The organism is Ulvibacter sp. MAR_2010_11 (genome assembly GCF_002813135.1).
Taxonomy (GTDB): Bacteria; Bacteroidota; Bacteroidia; order Flavobacteriales; family Flavobacteriaceae; genus Altibacter.
Genome location: NZ_PHTY01000001.1, coordinates 1,808,023 through 1,823,770, shown reverse-complemented (window position 1 = coordinate 1,823,770; position 15,748 = coordinate 1,808,023). Strand labels below are relative to the sequence as shown.

Genomic DNA, 15,748 nt, shown 5'->3' with positions numbered 1-15,748 from the left:
ATTTTTTAAAGTTAATACTTTTTATTAGTACTATTTCAATATAAAAATAATCTACAAAAAAGCCTCTCAACTTTTGAGAGGCTTTTTGTTTTACATTATGTTGTCAGACTATCTTTTTAACGTAAAGTGTCCTTTAAATTCTTTTTGCATGTCGTCCTCGGTATATTCTACTCTAAACCAGTAGTCACTCGAGGGTAACGGGTTCCCATTGTAGGTTCCATCCCATCCCGGACCAAGGGGACTGAGTTGTTTGAGTAACTTTCCAAACCTGTCAAATATATAAATTTTTGCCGTAGGGTCACCATTGCCAATACCAATGATATTCCACGTGTCGTGATACCCATCAAAATTAGGAGTGATAAGACGCGGGTAATCGATAATACTCACCTCTACAATCACACTACCACAACCATTTACATCCTTGATCGTTACCGTATGTATACCGGCCGTAACGCCCGTAAATATCGGATCGTCCTGGAAAGGACCATCGTCCAACTGGAACACATAGGTGCCTAGTCCCTCGGCCATCGCCTCAATGACATGACTCGAAGCAAAGGCGCCACTTATCACCTCGGCGTCATAGACCAGCGGAGGAGAAGACTCTATCACCGTAGTGCTAAACTCCTGACTACATCCATTGGCATTCTCCGTGATGGTAACCGTATAGCCGCCACTCTGCAAGGCTACAAGCGATGGACCTACCTCTCCCAACAACACCGAACCGTTAAGAGTCCAGGCAAAGGTATATAAGGTAGGATCCAGACCCGTATCGATGGTAGGAGGTGAAGCAGAACCCTCTTCCTCCGCAATTGGATTGCCATCTGCGTCCAAACACAAACGATACGTCTCATCCAGAACAACAGTAGGCAACTGCTCTACCTTCAAGATGGCAGAGACCGTAGCATAACACTGGGTATCTGCATTGGTAACACGTGCGTAGATAATCTGTGGATTTACAATGTTGGTATACAAAGTTGGTAGCGCCGTAGCTACATCTCCCGCCTCGGCCAATTCCATAGTCTCATAAAAAGTAACATCATAGGGTTGGCCTGCTAATATCTCTAAGGCCAGAACACTCAAATCAAACTCGGTAAAGCCATCATTGGGAGCCACCTCGTCACAAAGTACATAAGGACCCGCAGGAGGGAACGCCTCTGCCCCCTCCAACACCTGAAGGTGGAAGGTCAAACTGTACTCCCCACTGCCCACAGGGTCTTCGCTACTTGCAATATAACAGCCCGTTTGCGTATTTAAAATCCCTACATAGATCTCTTGCCCCGGAGGACTCACACTACCGTCACTCTCATAACTGGTGGTGGCTCCTATGGGATTCAACCCCGCCGTAGCATCACCCGGTGTCTCATAGAAACTAACCTGATGGATCAGCGGATCCTGACCGTTTAATATCTCATCTATCTTCTGGGTTAAATCAAAAATAGCAATCCCATCACTGTTAATCTCACACACGATCATGTCTTCAATACTCGCACTGATGTCTGCAAAACCATTGACAATTAACTCCAACTCCACAATCTCAAAACACTCATAGACCGTAGCCAGGTTCGTAACCCGTACATAGATAATCTGTGGATTGCTCGTATTGGGATACGCACCCACATGAATAGGGTCCGATATATCCTCAGAAATCGCATTGACATTGTCAAAGGCATCCTGATAATTCTCAAAATAGGTAATGTCTAAGGCAGGGTTCCCCGTTATCTGTCCCTCTCTCTGGGTTAAATCGAACACCTCTATCTCATCGCCCGGATCATTGTCATCACACAACGCTATAGGATCGGGGGTGTTGACAACAGGATTGTTCAACACGCGAAGCTCAAAGTTGATACTCGTGTTAACACACTGGCTGTTGGTATCAAATACTCTGGCGAAAATCGTCTGTGGATTGCTGATATTGGTATAACTGCTCGAGGGGATAATCCGATTCTCATCGGCATCGGCGTCGGCCTGACTCACGTAATAGTACACCTCTACTCCTAACACTATACCGATGATCTCCTCATCTTTGAGCGTAAGGTCAAATTCCGTAAAACCATCGTTGGGAAGACCCACATCATCACATACGGTAAAATCTTCAGCCTGGCTAACCAGTGGACCGGCCACTACCTGCAGCTCAAACTCCCTGACCGTATAACAGCCCGTAGCCGTATCGAATACTCGTATAAAAATACTCTGTGGATTACTCACATTGGTATACATCTGGGGAGAACCAATGGCATTGGTGCCCGTATCGGCATCTCCTTGACTCAGATGATAGGTCAATACATAATTTGCAGGAGGTGGAAAGCCTCCAAAGATAACTGTCTCCTGAAGGGTTAAATCAAACTCTCCCACACCATCCCCATCGTCATCACATACCACCAAAGGCGGTAGGGTAACAGGTACCACAGGGGAAGACAACACAATCAAATCCAACTCCACAACACGGAAACAACCCGTATTGCTCGGTGGGGGATTCGATGGACTGTATTCTGCACGTGCGTAAATGGTCTGCTGATTGGCAACTATATTAAAATAAGGACTTATAAGTGCAGAAGCACCCGTCTGAGCATCCGTCGGGTTCTCATGGTAGGTAACACTCACAAAAGGTTCGCCACCGATAATCTCCGCTGTCTTTAGGGTTAAATCAAACGAGGAAAAACCATCGTTGTCATCGTCACAAACCTCCAAAGGAGTAGGACTTACAGGAGAGGGTACCGGGTTCACTACCAAATCCAGCGTATACCCCTGACTCACAATACAGCCCGTATTGCCATCGCGTACTCGAATGTACACCGTCTGTGGCTGAGGCACCGTATTGACATAAGGACTCACCAAAGCATTATCCCCCGTATCGGCGTCTGCCTGAGTGGCATGGAAGGTAACTACCAAAGTGCTATTGCCTGCTGTGATCTCCCCTATCTTACTGTTTAAATTAAAGGCCTCCATCTCATCGCCCGGATTGTTCACATCACAAAGCTCCAAAGGAGTGGGAGATACAACCGCAGGAGGTAGACTCACAATAAGTTCTACCGTGGTCTGACTCTGACAGCCATTGACAATATCTTCCACAACAATATAAATGGTCTGGGGATTGGTCACATTGGGATAGACCGTGGGGTTAGCAATGGCAACAGCCAATCCCGGATCATCGTAATAGGTCGTGGTGTAATCTGAAGGATCCAAGCCGGCATAAAGCTCAGGCTCTACCAAGGTCAAATTAAAAATAGCCAAACCATCCCCATTGGTATCACAAATAACCAAAGGCGAAGGATCACTTATCTGAGGACTCTCCTCTACAATTAATTCCAAAGTCGTTAGATTGTAACAACCCGTAGCCAAATCAACCAAACGAACATATACAATCTGATTGAAAGGATCCACATTATTATAAGGACTCAACAAGGCATTCACTCCATTTTGTGAGTCGGCAAAGGTGCGGTGGTAACTCACCACCAAACTCCCCGAAGGGTTCCCTCCTACTACATCCTCATCGGCATCACTTAGGGTGAACACACCAAAACCATCATTGTCTACATCGCAGTACACCAAAGGATCGGGCATAAAGATCTCGGGAGCCTCCACAACAATTAAATCCATGGCAAAGGTGCCATAACAGCCCGTATTATTATCCTCAACGCGTACATAAATCGTCTCGGGATTGGTCACATTCGTATAGGGAATAGCCAATGGCATACTCGCCGTATCGGCGTCTCCTTGCGTGGCATAATAACTTACACTCAAATTAAAATTACCACCCGTGATCACATCGTTTTGTGAATTCAAATCAAACTGGGTTATTCCATCGGCTACCGAATCATCACACTGGAAAAACTCAGGAACCTCCGTATAGGAAGGAACCATACCCAATACCAAATTAAAACTGCCCACAGTAAAACACGCCGCACTATTCTCGGCCCGTACCCAAATTACAGCATTGCCGCTGGGATACACATCAGGGGTGCCAATAGGTGCATTGCCCGCAGTAGCATCCGCCTGAGAAATATGATAGGTCAATGTAACATTGACCAAAATATTCAAGATCTCATCCTCCTTCGAAGTTAAATCGAAAACCTCAATCCCATCCCCATCATTGTCGCAAATAAAATAATCGGTAATAGGTGCAGTAATGGCAGGAGAATCGTTCACATATAAATCTAAGGGAACAATGTTAAAGCAACTAGAGCTATTAATATGCTCAACACGGGCATACACTCTTTGAAAACCTTGAGAAGTATTTGTATAGGCTGTTGGTGTAGCAATTGGAAAAACATCGGCCTGAGCATTTGCCAGCGTTGTAAAATACGTAACAACTGCGTCAGGATTTCCTCCGGTAATTTCAGCATCCTTACTTGTTAAATCAAATTCAGCAAAGCCATCGTTAGGTAACGCGTCACAAACTTCCAAAGGAGTAGGTGGCGTAGCAGAAGGAGCTACGTAGATAGTAACCAAAAAGTTATCGGTGGCATAGCAGGTGGGGGTGCTATTATTTTCTACACGCACATAAATTGTTTCGGAAGGAGCGGTTGCGGTATAAGGGTTCGGATATGCAGCTGTATTTGCATCGGCATCGGCCTGTGTAGGGTGATACGAAACTGAATAATCTGAAGGTGACTGTCCGTTAAGGGCTTCCGGATTCTTAAGAGCAATCAAATCTAAAGTAACAAATCCATCAGAATCCTGATCACATAAGACCATATCGGTCATAGGACCTGCCGTTGCCGGCAGGAATTCGATGGTAAAAGATTCGGTATCGTGACAGAATTCAGACAAGTCCTCTATTCGCACAAATATGGTCTCAATTGTTCCGGTAATGGGATAAGCAGCCGGCGTTCCTATAGGCGCCACATCATTATCTGCATCTGCCTGGCTGTTATGATAGGTAATATTGAAATCGGCCGGATTTTGCCCGCCCAAAACCAAAGCATCATTTACCGTTAAATCGAAAATTCCTGTGTTGGTACCATCATCGCACTGAAACAAATCCATCGGTTGATTTGCCACAGGTTGCGTATGAAAAGTAATCTCAATGGAATCCCCAATTATACAAGTAGGATCCGCGGTATCGAAAGTTTCCACTGAGTAGGTTCCCGAGTTAGGCGCATTAACAACAAAAGTTGAATTACCTACCGTGGAAGGACCTTGAGAAATTCCATTAATAAACCATTCATACGAAATATTCGGTAATCCCGGATCTGCATCAAGTACAATGGGACTAGCACTACATGTTTCTATGTCGGGACCTAAGTTTATAGTATATGGAGCCACTCTGGTTACTAAAACATCGTCGGTTAAAGTTACAACTTCACCGTTACAGATATTTGTCCAAGTCACTCGAGCAGTAAAGACTTCGGAGGCACCGGTAGGACAAACGTTTATAGTAGGGGTTGTCCCTATTACCGTTCCAGTAGAATCCAACCATTCGAAAACGTATGTTGGTATTCCAACGGGGTTAAAACTCCAGGCTTCGTTATTTGTAGTCCAAGGAGAATCGGACGTATTTCTTCCAGGAGGTACGTATGCTGTAGTTCCGGCATCGTTTTGAATCCCTAAGGTGGCATTCCCACCATTCCAAGTAGGGCAAGATGGTTTGTCCTGAATATAAATCTCTATTACATTGGAAAATTCATAAAATACAGCCATATGGGTGGCTAAGAGTGAATTACATGATGATGAAAACATGGGAACTCTGTAATAGGAAACCACTAAAACCCGATTCGGATAGACGCCAAGTACTTCATATCCAATTTCTTCACTATTGGAAACCGATGGGTCAATATCGTGGCCGGGAGTAAAAACATTTGCTTCGGCCAAGGCTTCCTGTGTATTATTAGGTAAATTCTGAGAAAAACTCCATGCATTCGAACCCGGACCGGTATCGCCGGGATTTACATCAAATCGAAGCACTCCATTTGACCCGACCTGAAACTGAGTTTCCAAATTGCCGAAAAAACAAAAATCGAAAGGCAGGTTTGCTACATTAGACCAAGCATCATCTATATTCGGATTTAACTGATTTGCCAGTCCATTAAAAGAAAATGGGGGAGTATACGGTACAGAATTCACGACATAGGTTTGACCTGATGTATCGAATGTTTCCAAAAAGGTAGCTGTAATGTCCGCACATCCGCCACTGGCACAGTCTGCCAACACATCTGGCCCAGCGTCAACAAACAGGGAACCCGGACCTTGAGAAAACATATAAGCAGGTGAAAATAGCAGTAAAAGTAAAGTAAATAGGTTTATGGGGAATTTCTTTTTCATTGTTCAATAAGTATATTTTGCGAAAATTAAGAAAATTTTATGAAATTGTTCACTTTCAGTTCTTAAAATAGTGACATTTTACCCTTTCATTGCAAATCCCGAATGCTTATCTTTGCAACCTGTATTTTGAAATACGCAATTATTATTTTATGGATTTAGAAAAACAGCTAAAAGCTATCGAAGCGCAGGGTGACAATCACATAGGCTCTTCAACCAATACACCGCTTCGTTCGGATGCTTTTGAGCTAAGCGATATCGAGAAAATTGCGCTTATAAAAAAGGATGTTCAGAACATTATGAATACTCTGGGACTAGACCTTACAGACGATAGTTTGAAAGGTACACCCACACGAGTAGCTAAAATGTTTGTGCAGGAAATATTTGGCGGTTTGCATCCGGATCGAAAACCCAAAGCTTCCACCTTCGAAAACAAGTACAAATACGGTGAGATGTTGGTTGAAAAAAACATCACGCTCTATTCAACTTGTGAGCACCATTTATTGCCTATAGTTGGGAAGGCGCACATTGCTTATATTTCCAGCGGAACCGTGGTAGGGCTTTCAAAAATGAATCGCGTTGTGGACTATTTCGCAAAAAGACCACAAGTTCAGGAACGACTTACCATGCAAATTGTGGAGGAACTTCAGCGAGTTTTAGGAACTGAAGATGTCGCTTGTGTAATCGATGCCAAACACCTGTGTGTGAATTCACGTGGAATTAGAGATATTGACAGCAGTACCGTTACCAGCGAATTTGGAGGAAAATTTAAAGACCTTCAAACGCGAAGAGAATTTTTAGATTATATAAATTTAGACACCGAATTTTAACAGAAGTTGTAACTTGTATTCATAATGCGAATCGGAGAAAATACATTTCAGAAAAGAAATTTACTGAACATTACCTGGAATCATTTCACCTAATGCACTTGATGATTGCTTTCAGAAAAAATATAAACTAAATTAAATAAACGGTCATCGGTCTTCCGTCTACCACCATTACAGAATGAAACGATACAAAAAGCAACACCTTTCCCTATATAATTCCCTTTCAAAGACCAAAGAAGCATTCCAACCCATTCACGAAGGTGCCGTAGGGATGTATGTGTGCGGTCCCACTGTGTATAGCAATGTACACATGGGGAATTGTCGTACGTTTTTGTCCTTCGATTTGGTGTTTCGATATTTGTTGCATCTTGGTTATAAAGTACGTTATGTACGCAATATTACCGACGCAGGTCATTTGGAAAACGACGGTGAAAGCGGCGACGATCCCATCTTGAAAAAAGCGCGTATCGAAAAATTGGAACCTATGGAAGTGGTTCAAAAATATACGGTCGATTTCCATACCATCATGGCCAAATTCAATGCCTTACCGCCAAGTATTGAACCTACGGCGACGGGGCATATTATTGAACAGATTCAGATTGTTGAAAAAATTATTGCTGAAGGCTACGCCTACGAAAAAAACGGGTCGGTGTATTTTGATGTACTAAAATTTAATGAAGACCACGCCTACGGTAAATTAAGTGGAAGACAACTGGAAGACATGATTGCAAACACTCGTGAACTGGCAGCTCAATCTGAAAAAAAGAATCCCCAAGATTTTGCGCTCTGGAAAAAAGCCGAACCTCAACACATAATGAGATGGCCTTCTCCCTGGAGCGATGGTTTCCCGGGCTGGCATCTGGAGTGTACTGCCATGAGTACAAAATATTTGGGAAATCAATTCGATATTCACGGTGGCGGAATGGATTTAAAATTTCCTCACCACGAATGTGAAATTGCCCAAGCCGAAGCTGCAACCAAAATATCGCCTGTAAACTATTGGATGCATACTAATATGCTAACCCTGAATGGCAAGAAAATGGCAAAATCTACCGGAAACAATATTTTACCGACGGAATTGTTTACAGGTGAAAATGAGGTGCTTAGCAAAGCTTTTTCTCCCACGGTAGCCAAATTTTTTATGTTTCAGGCACACTACCGAAGCATTTTGGATTTTTCTAACGATGCTTTGGTTGCTTCCGAAAAAGGTTTTAACCGACTTATGGATGCTTTTCACGGCATTGCATCGCTTTCGGTTAGTGCGTCAAGCAGTTTTGATGTTGCGCAATGGCGTCAGTCTTGTTATGATGCTATGAATGATGATTTTAACAGTCCCATCCTAATTGCACAACTATTTGAAGGCGCTAAGTTTATCAACTCGGTAAAAGATGGAAGCGCAACAATTTCAGAAAAAGACAAGGAATTATTAAACACTACAATGTCCGATTTTATCTTCGATGTATTGGGCTTGGAAGACAGTGCTTCGGAAGGAACCGCAGACGGAAACAAATTGACCGGCGCAGTAGCACTTTTAATCGAATTAAGAAACCAGGCTCGTGCCAACAAAGACTTCGCTACCAGCGATCGAATTCGCGATCAATTATTAGAGGTTGGCATTCAGTTAAACGACGGGAAAGACGGTACTTCCTTTTCGGTAAATTAAAAGTAGAAATTGAAAAAAATACTCACATACCCGTTTATTTTTCTGGTGCGTGTGTATCAAAAAATTATTTCTCCCATATTTCCTTCAACCTGTAGATATCAGCCCACTTGTTCACACTATACGGTTGAAGCCTTACAGAAACACGGATTATTCCACGGGGGATGGTTAGCTATAAAACGAATTGGGAGTTGTAATCCATGGGGAGGTAGCGGCTACGATCCGGTGCCCTCTTCAGAAAAAGAAAACCCTTAATTCATTTCTATATCCCATGCCGTTTTTGTTATCTTTATCGAGCACTTTTAAAAAGACAGTATGCATTATTTAAGTTTTGTTTGGAATCCTAATGAGGGAATTGACCTCGGCTTTTTTATGGTTCGATATTACAGTTTGATGTTTGTAATCGCCTTTACTTTGGGGTGGTTTATTATGAAGCGCATTTACAAAAACGAAGCTGTTTCGTTGGAAAAGTTGGATAGTCTTTTTATTTATATGGTTGTTGCAACACTTATAGGTGCTCGCTTGGGACACGTGATATTCTACGAACCCGAAATATTTGCGGAAGACCCGCTTTCGGTGTTTTTACCTTTTAAAACGGTGCCTGAGTTTGAATTTACCGGCTTTAGAGGTTTGGCAAGTCATGGAGCTGCCATCGCTATCATCATTGCTATGTTTTTGTATAGTAAAAAAGTCTTGCGAAAACCTGTGCTTTGGATTCTCGATAGGATTGTAATTGCAGTGGCCAGTGGGGCCATCTTTGTACGAATTGGAAATTTTATTAATTCTGAAATAATTGGAAAAGCAACCGGAAGCGATTTCGGCGTAGTATTTCAACAACTTGGAGAAGATTTTCCAAGACATCCCGCGCAATTATACGAGGCTTGCGGTTATATTATTGTCTTTCTACTACTTTGGTATATCTATTGGAAAACCAACAAACGTAATTTTCTGGGGTATATCTTCGGAGTATTTTTAGTGCTCCTTTGGACGGTACGATTTTTGGTAGAATTTGTAAAAGAAAGTCAGGGCGGATTCGAAAGCGCTTTGGGACAAACACTTTCTACAGGACAATGGCTAAGTATTCCGTTTATTCTTATCGGAATTTATTTAATGATTCGGTCTTCAAAAAAACAATATACAAATGAAGCAAATTTGGATTAGCGTTGCATTGGTTGGCGCACTATTTCTTGTGAACGGATGCAAGGAAAAAACGGAAACAAAAGTACTTACTAAAGAAGTGGCATTTACTAAAGAAGGTGAGTTACAATTGCTGAAGGCCAAAAACGATTCGGTGGTGGCGCGTTTGGATATTGAAATAGCCGATGATGACTACCAAACCGAAACAGGACTAATGTATCGTAAGTCGATGCCTGCACACCAAGGAATGCTTTTTGTATTTAATGATGAAAGAGTGCGTGCGTTTTATATGAAAAATACCGAATTTCCTTTAGACATACTTTTTATTAATAGCAATAAAGAGATTGTAACCCTTGTTAAAAATGCAAAAGCCTTTGACCAAACTTCGCTGCCTTCAGATGCTCCTTCAACCTATGTGCTGGAAGTAAATGCCGGACTAAGCGATAAGTGGGGTCTGGAAAAAGGAGATAAAATTCTCTGGAACAGAAGTAAATAAAAAAACGGTTATAGAAACAAAAAACCCTTCGCGAAACGAAGGGTTTTTTTATTACTATTCAGATTTAATACTTAGGCTTTGATACCCTTGTTATCTATTTCTACTTCTTTTTTAGTTGAAAGGTCAATCCCTTTCTTTTTCACAGTATCGAACATTACGGGTGTTGCGATAAACAACGAGGAGTAGGTACCTACTACAATACCCACAATAATTGCGAATAACAGTCCTCTAATAGATTCGGCTCCAATAAAGAACATACACAGCAATACAATCAATGTGGTCAACGAGGTGTTTAACGTACGACTTAACGTGCTGTTTAATGCCGCATTAATCACTCGTTTCATTTTCCAGGTAGTATGCTCGTTAAAGTATTCACGAATACGGTCGAATACAACCACGGTATCGTTTAACGAATATCCGATAACTGTTAAGATTGCCGCAATAAAAGATTGGTCAATCTCCATACTGAACGGCATGATTCTATACGTTAATGAGAAAATCCCGAGTACAATTAATACATCGTGGAATACGGCAGCTACTGCTCCCAAACTAAATTGCCATTTTCTAAATCGCAATAAGATATACAAGAATACTACAATAAGAGAGCCTAGTACTGCCCAGAAAGATGACTTCTTGATATCATCGGCAATGGTTGGACTTACTTTATAGTACTCCATTCTACCCACTGTTTTACCTTCGTCATCGGCCGTAAACGACTCGTAAGTCATATCGGCAGGAAGGTGTGACTTAAGTCCGGTGAATAACATTTTCTCAATTTCTTCATCCACTTCCGAACCACTATCATCTACCTTATACTTGGTTGTAATTTTTAACTGATTGTCACCACCATAGGTTTTTGCTTCGGCACTTCCGTACACAGCAATTAATTCATCCTGTATCTTCACGGCATCTACATCCTGTGCAAAACGAACTGTGTAAGTACGTCCTCCCACAAAATCAACACCTTGGTTAAGACCTACGGTAAATAGAGACCCTAAACTTATTAAAATCATAATTCCGGAAATCACATAAGCAATTTTACGCTTTCCAAGGAAATCGATATTTACATTTTTAAACAGGTTCTTTGTAACCGGTGTTGAACAGCTTAGTGGTTTACCGTTCTTGGTATAGGAATCGATAAACAAACGGGTGATAAAGATTGCTGTAAATAAGGAGGTAAGAATACCTATTAATAAAGTTGTTGCAAAACCTTGAATAGGACCTGTTCCGAAAACTAATAAAATTAAACCGGTAAGACCCGTTGTAATGTTAGCATCCAAAATGGAGGACAATGCATTGTTGAAACCATCTTTAATAGCATCTTTCTGGGCCTTCCCTTTGGCAAGTTCTTCACGAATACGCTCGAAGATAAGTACATTCGCATCTACAGACATACCAATGGTTAAGATAATACCCGCGATACCCGGTAATGTGAGTACGGCTCCAAGTCCTGCAAGTATTCCAAAAATAAACAAGATGTTTACTGCCAGGGCAACATCTGCGAATATACCTGCTTTTCCGTAGTAACCAATCATCCAAAGCAGTACAAACGCCAAAGCTAAAGCAAAGGAGATAATTCCGCTGTTAATAGCTTCCTGACCTAAAGTTGGTCCAACAACTTCACCTTGTATAATCTCTGCAGAAGCAGGTAATTTTCCTGCACGTAATACGTTTGCTAAATCCTGACCCTCGGTAATGCTGAAGTCTCCGGTAATAGAGCTACGACCTCCTGAAATAGGGCCACTTGTAACTCCGGGAGCAGAATATACGATGTCATCAAGTACAATTGCAATCTGACTTCCGGCAGAAAATGCTTTGCCGGTCATTTCTTCCCAGATTTTAGCACCACGCCCGTTCATTTGCATGTCTACTGCTACTCTTCCTACCTGATCGTAGGATTGTTGTGCATCTACAACTACGGCTCCTCCAAGTGGAGGCAATCCGTCACGACCAACCTTTAGGGCATATAACGAAGCTACATCCAGTGAAACAACTTCATTAAACTCAGGTTTTCCCCAAACAAATCTTGTAGTACGTTGGTCTGCCGGTAAAAGTGCTTTTACCTGTGGTAAACGCAAATATTCGTTTATTACCGAAATATCTTTTACAGCAAAAGTTCCCAGAATTGGAGATCCCTGAAACCCGGGAGATACCATTCTGGCCTGAATAGGATTATTTTTAAGTGCATCGCCTTCTGTCTCTTCAACTTCGTCACCTTTAAGTAATTCGGAAACAGTTGCGTCTTCGGTGGCAGTTGAATCCTGAACTTCTTCTTCGGGGGTTTCGGCAGCTGCCAAGTCTTTTACTTTTTGTTCGGCTTGAAGCAAGAAACCGGCCATTTCTTCACTTTTATATACTTCCCAGAATTCTAACTGAGCTGTACTCTGCAATAAGTTCTTTGTACGTTCAATGTCTTTTGCACCGGGTAATTCCACCAAAATACGGGCCGAATTCCCCAAACGCTGAATGTTGGGTTGTGTTACCCCAAATTTGTCGATACGCTTTCTCAATACTTCAAAAGCCGAAGTAATGGCTTCGTCGATCTTCTTCTCCAAAACAACCATCACCTCCTTATTGGACATGTCGGCAGTAATCTGGTCTTCCAGATTTTTATTGAAGAAAATATTTTGTGACGCTAATTTATTGTCCCCCGGAAGGGCTTCGAATGCTATTGAAAAGGACTCTAAATAGGTGTCCTGACTGTCTTTCTGAAGCACTTCTGCATCTTTCAACGCCTGGTTGAACGCAGCATCTTTAGAATTGTTTGCCAATCCCTTCAAGATGTCTTTTACAGAAATTTGAAGGATCACATTAATTCCACCTTTTAGATCCAAACCTTTGTTTAGCTCTTTTTCTTTGGCCGTTTTATAATCAATTCCTAAAAAAACAGGCTCTGTCCCTAAAGAGTCTAAATACTGAAGTTCTGCAATGTCTCTTTCTTCAGATTGCTCTGCAGGAAATTTAGTATTCGCATACGCTTTTGCATCATCTTCAACCTTGTTTGCGATATAGGTGAAGGATAGCTGGTACAAACTAACCAATCCAAATAATACCGCAAATACTGTAATAAGTCCTTTATTTTGCATTCTATTGGGTGTTTATATAGTTTTAAAAACGTGCAAATATAGGTTTTCAAAAAAGAAATGACAATAATTTTCTTTTTAATTCTTACATAAAAAAAGGCCGCATGATGCGACCTTCGTTTTAGTAGATAATGTTGATTTTACAATTCCAGCAAATCGTTGGTATTTCTAACACCTTCAGCACTTTCTTGCATATGTGTTTTTTCGGCTTCGTTTAACTCCAGTTGCACAATTTTTTCAATTCCGTTTTTACCAATAATAACCGGTACTCCAATACAGATATCGTTTAAATTGTATTCACCTTCCAACAGGGTTGAACACGGAAACATTTTTTTCTGATCACAAGCAATTGCCTGTACCATAGCCGAAACTGCCGCTCCGGGAGCATACCATGCCGAAGTTCCCAATAATTTTGTCAAGGTAGCGCCTCCTACTTTGGTGTCTTCTTTTACCTGCTCCAATCTTGCTTCTGAAATAAAAGCTGTAACAGGCACGCTGTTTCTGGTAGCCATACGCGTTAAAGGCACCATTCCGGTATCACTGTGTCCTCCAATTACCATTCCGTCAACATCGCTAATGGGTGCATCCAATGCCTCAGCCAAACGATACTTAAATCGGGCGCTATCCAGGGCTCCACCCATACCTATGATTTGGTTTTTTGCAAGTCCGGTGGTTTTATGCGCCAAATAGGTCATGGTATCCATGGGATTACTCACTATGATTAAAATTGTCTCAGGAGAGTGTTTAACCAGGTTTTCAGTTACAGTTTTTACAATTCCGGCGTTGATTCCAATTAGTTCCTCACGAGTCATGCCCGGTTTCCTTGGAATACCACTGGTCACAACACAGATATCGCTGTTGGCAGTTTTAGAATAATCGTTTGTAGATCCCGATATTTTTGTGTCAAATCCGTTTAATGAAGCAGTTTGCATCAAATCCATAGCTTTCCCTTCGGCGTAGCCTTCTTTAATGTCTAATAATACAACTTCGCTTGCAAAATTTTTAATGGCAATGTATTCGGCACAACTTGCGCCTACTGCTCCTGCTCCAACAACTGTTACTTTCATTTAGGTTATTTTTTATTGTTATCGATTGTTTTTATTGTCACTGAATTCTTTTCAGAAAAAGCCATTATTGATTCTAATGACACTGCTAATTTGGCTTTGTGATTAGCAGTTGCAAAAATACTAATATCTCTCGTAAAACGAAGCGGTTGCATAAATTAAATTCCGAAATGGATTCCTGCCGAAATGTTACTGTATTCGGCAATGTTATAATCGGCGTGTACACCAAAGAAACCTAATTGTAGCTTAGCTCCCAATGTCGCTCTCACACCCGAAATCTTATTCTCCACCGAAAAGGGGTCGGTAAATTCATTGGTAGTTTCAAAAAAAGGAATACCTCCTCGTACTCGGTACGTCCCCAAGACGTCGAAATCTGATGTTCCTGAAACGAAACCAATACCTCCATATACATTAAATACCGGAAGTTTTGTGGATGCCTGCACTTGAAACAGCCAACTGTTTTGTGTGACATCGAATTGTTGTCTTTCGCCTTCAATAATGGCGTCATCGGTGAAATCGTAATTTGCGCTTAGGTTGGTATATGCAATAAAACCCGAAATCGCTACCGGAAAAACGTCCTCTGCCGGAAGCCATTGTGTAAATTCGTGCTGCAGTCCCAAGCCAATCAAACCGGTTTTAACATCTTCCCGGTCAATCTTCGGAAAGTAACGAACTTTTATTTCGGTGGCTTTAAATATACCCAGCCGTGCCTGTAAAAAAGCCGTTGGCAACACATTTACATCTACCGAAGCCAATCCTTGTGGCAATAAGAACTCAACCTCTTCGGTAAAGACACCTGTTTCGTCTTTAACTATAGCATACACTACGATATCGGGATTGTTTTCACCAAAGGCTGTTGCAACATCTTTTGACGTACTTCCATCTCTGAAATACAGATTGTTGTAATCTGAAGTGTTCAAGGTAAAACTTTTTTTGTCGTCCTTTATCAAAGTCGCATTCGCAATTAGTGAGATTTCAAATTTCAAAGGCTTTTTGACTTCGGCAGATTGAATCCAGCTATTAGAGGTATTGTACATCATGCCTTCCGCTGCGGGTGAAATATAACCCGCGGTAAAACGCTGTGCATCTTCAATCCCCGCAGCAAGTAAATCTTCAAGGTTTTCCTGAGCTGTCAAAGGAAATACCGCCAACAACAATGTAATTACTATTATACTTTTCATAACATTTTATTTTTTATTTAAAATAAAAAAACCTGCGAGGAT

The 15,748-nt window shown here is 41.6% G+C and carries 9 protein-coding genes; 5 read left to right on the top strand and 4 right to left on the bottom strand.

Annotated elements, in window-relative coordinates:
• Positions 1-108: 108 nt before the first annotated feature.
• Positions 109-6,261: a T9SS type B sorting domain-containing protein gene (locus ATE92_RS08445; protein ID WP_100803287.1), complete on the bottom strand. Its 6,153-nt coding sequence runs from the start codon at positions 6,259-6,261 to the stop codon at positions 109-111.
• 149 nt (positions 6,262-6,410) lie between these two features.
• Between ATE92_RS08445 and folE the strand changes: the two genes are divergently transcribed.
• From folE to ATE92_RS08420, 5 genes are all read left to right on the top strand, one after another.
• A complete protein-coding gene (gene folE, locus ATE92_RS08440) occupies positions 6,411-7,088 on the top strand; it encodes a GTP cyclohydrolase I FolE (protein ID WP_100803286.1) in 678 nt (225 codons plus the stop codon).
• A gap of 175 nt (positions 7,089-7,263) precedes the next feature.
• Entirely contained in the window at positions 7,264-8,748 is a 1,485-nt protein-coding gene (gene cysS / locus ATE92_RS08435; protein ID WP_100803285.1) for a cysteine--tRNA ligase, read from the top strand.
• A gap of 9 nt (positions 8,749-8,757) precedes the next feature.
• On the top strand, positions 8,758-9,000 hold the full coding sequence (gene yidD, locus ATE92_RS08430; protein WP_100803284.1) for a membrane protein insertion efficiency factor YidD: 243 nt from the start codon (positions 8,758-8,760) through the stop codon (positions 8,998-9,000).
• Between the two features lie 60 nt (positions 9,001-9,060).
• Entirely contained in the window at positions 9,061-9,906 is an 846-nt protein-coding gene (lgt, locus tag ATE92_RS08425; protein ID WP_100803283.1) for a prolipoprotein diacylglyceryl transferase, read from the top strand.
• Positions 9,887-10,378 (top strand): DUF192 domain-containing protein, encoded by a 492-nt coding sequence (locus ATE92_RS08420; RefSeq protein WP_100803282.1) that lies wholly within the window; start codon positions 9,887-9,889, stop codon positions 10,376-10,378. Before lgt ends, ATE92_RS08420 begins: the two co-directional genes overlap by 20 nt.
• A 71-nt stretch (positions 10,379-10,449) precedes the next feature.
• Here ATE92_RS08420 and secDF read toward each other — a convergent pair whose 3' ends face one another.
• The 3 genes from secDF to ATE92_RS08405 all read right to left on the bottom strand — a co-directional run bounded on the left by secDF (position 10,450) and on the right by ATE92_RS08405 (position 15,706).
• Positions 10,450-13,464 (bottom strand): protein translocase subunit SecDF, encoded by a 3,015-nt coding sequence (gene secDF / locus ATE92_RS08415; protein ID WP_100803281.1) that lies wholly within the window; start codon positions 13,462-13,464, stop codon positions 10,450-10,452.
• Positions 13,465-13,601: 137 nt separating this feature from the next.
• On the bottom strand, positions 13,602-14,528 hold the full coding sequence (gene mdh, locus ATE92_RS08410; protein WP_100803280.1) for a malate dehydrogenase: 927 nt from the start codon (positions 14,526-14,528) through the stop codon (positions 13,602-13,604).
• Positions 14,529-14,683: 155 nt separating this feature from the next.
• A complete protein-coding gene (locus ATE92_RS08405) occupies positions 14,684-15,706 on the bottom strand; it encodes a DUF6588 family protein (protein WP_100803279.1) in 1,023 nt (340 codons plus the stop codon).
• Positions 15,707-15,748: the final 42 nt, after the last annotated feature.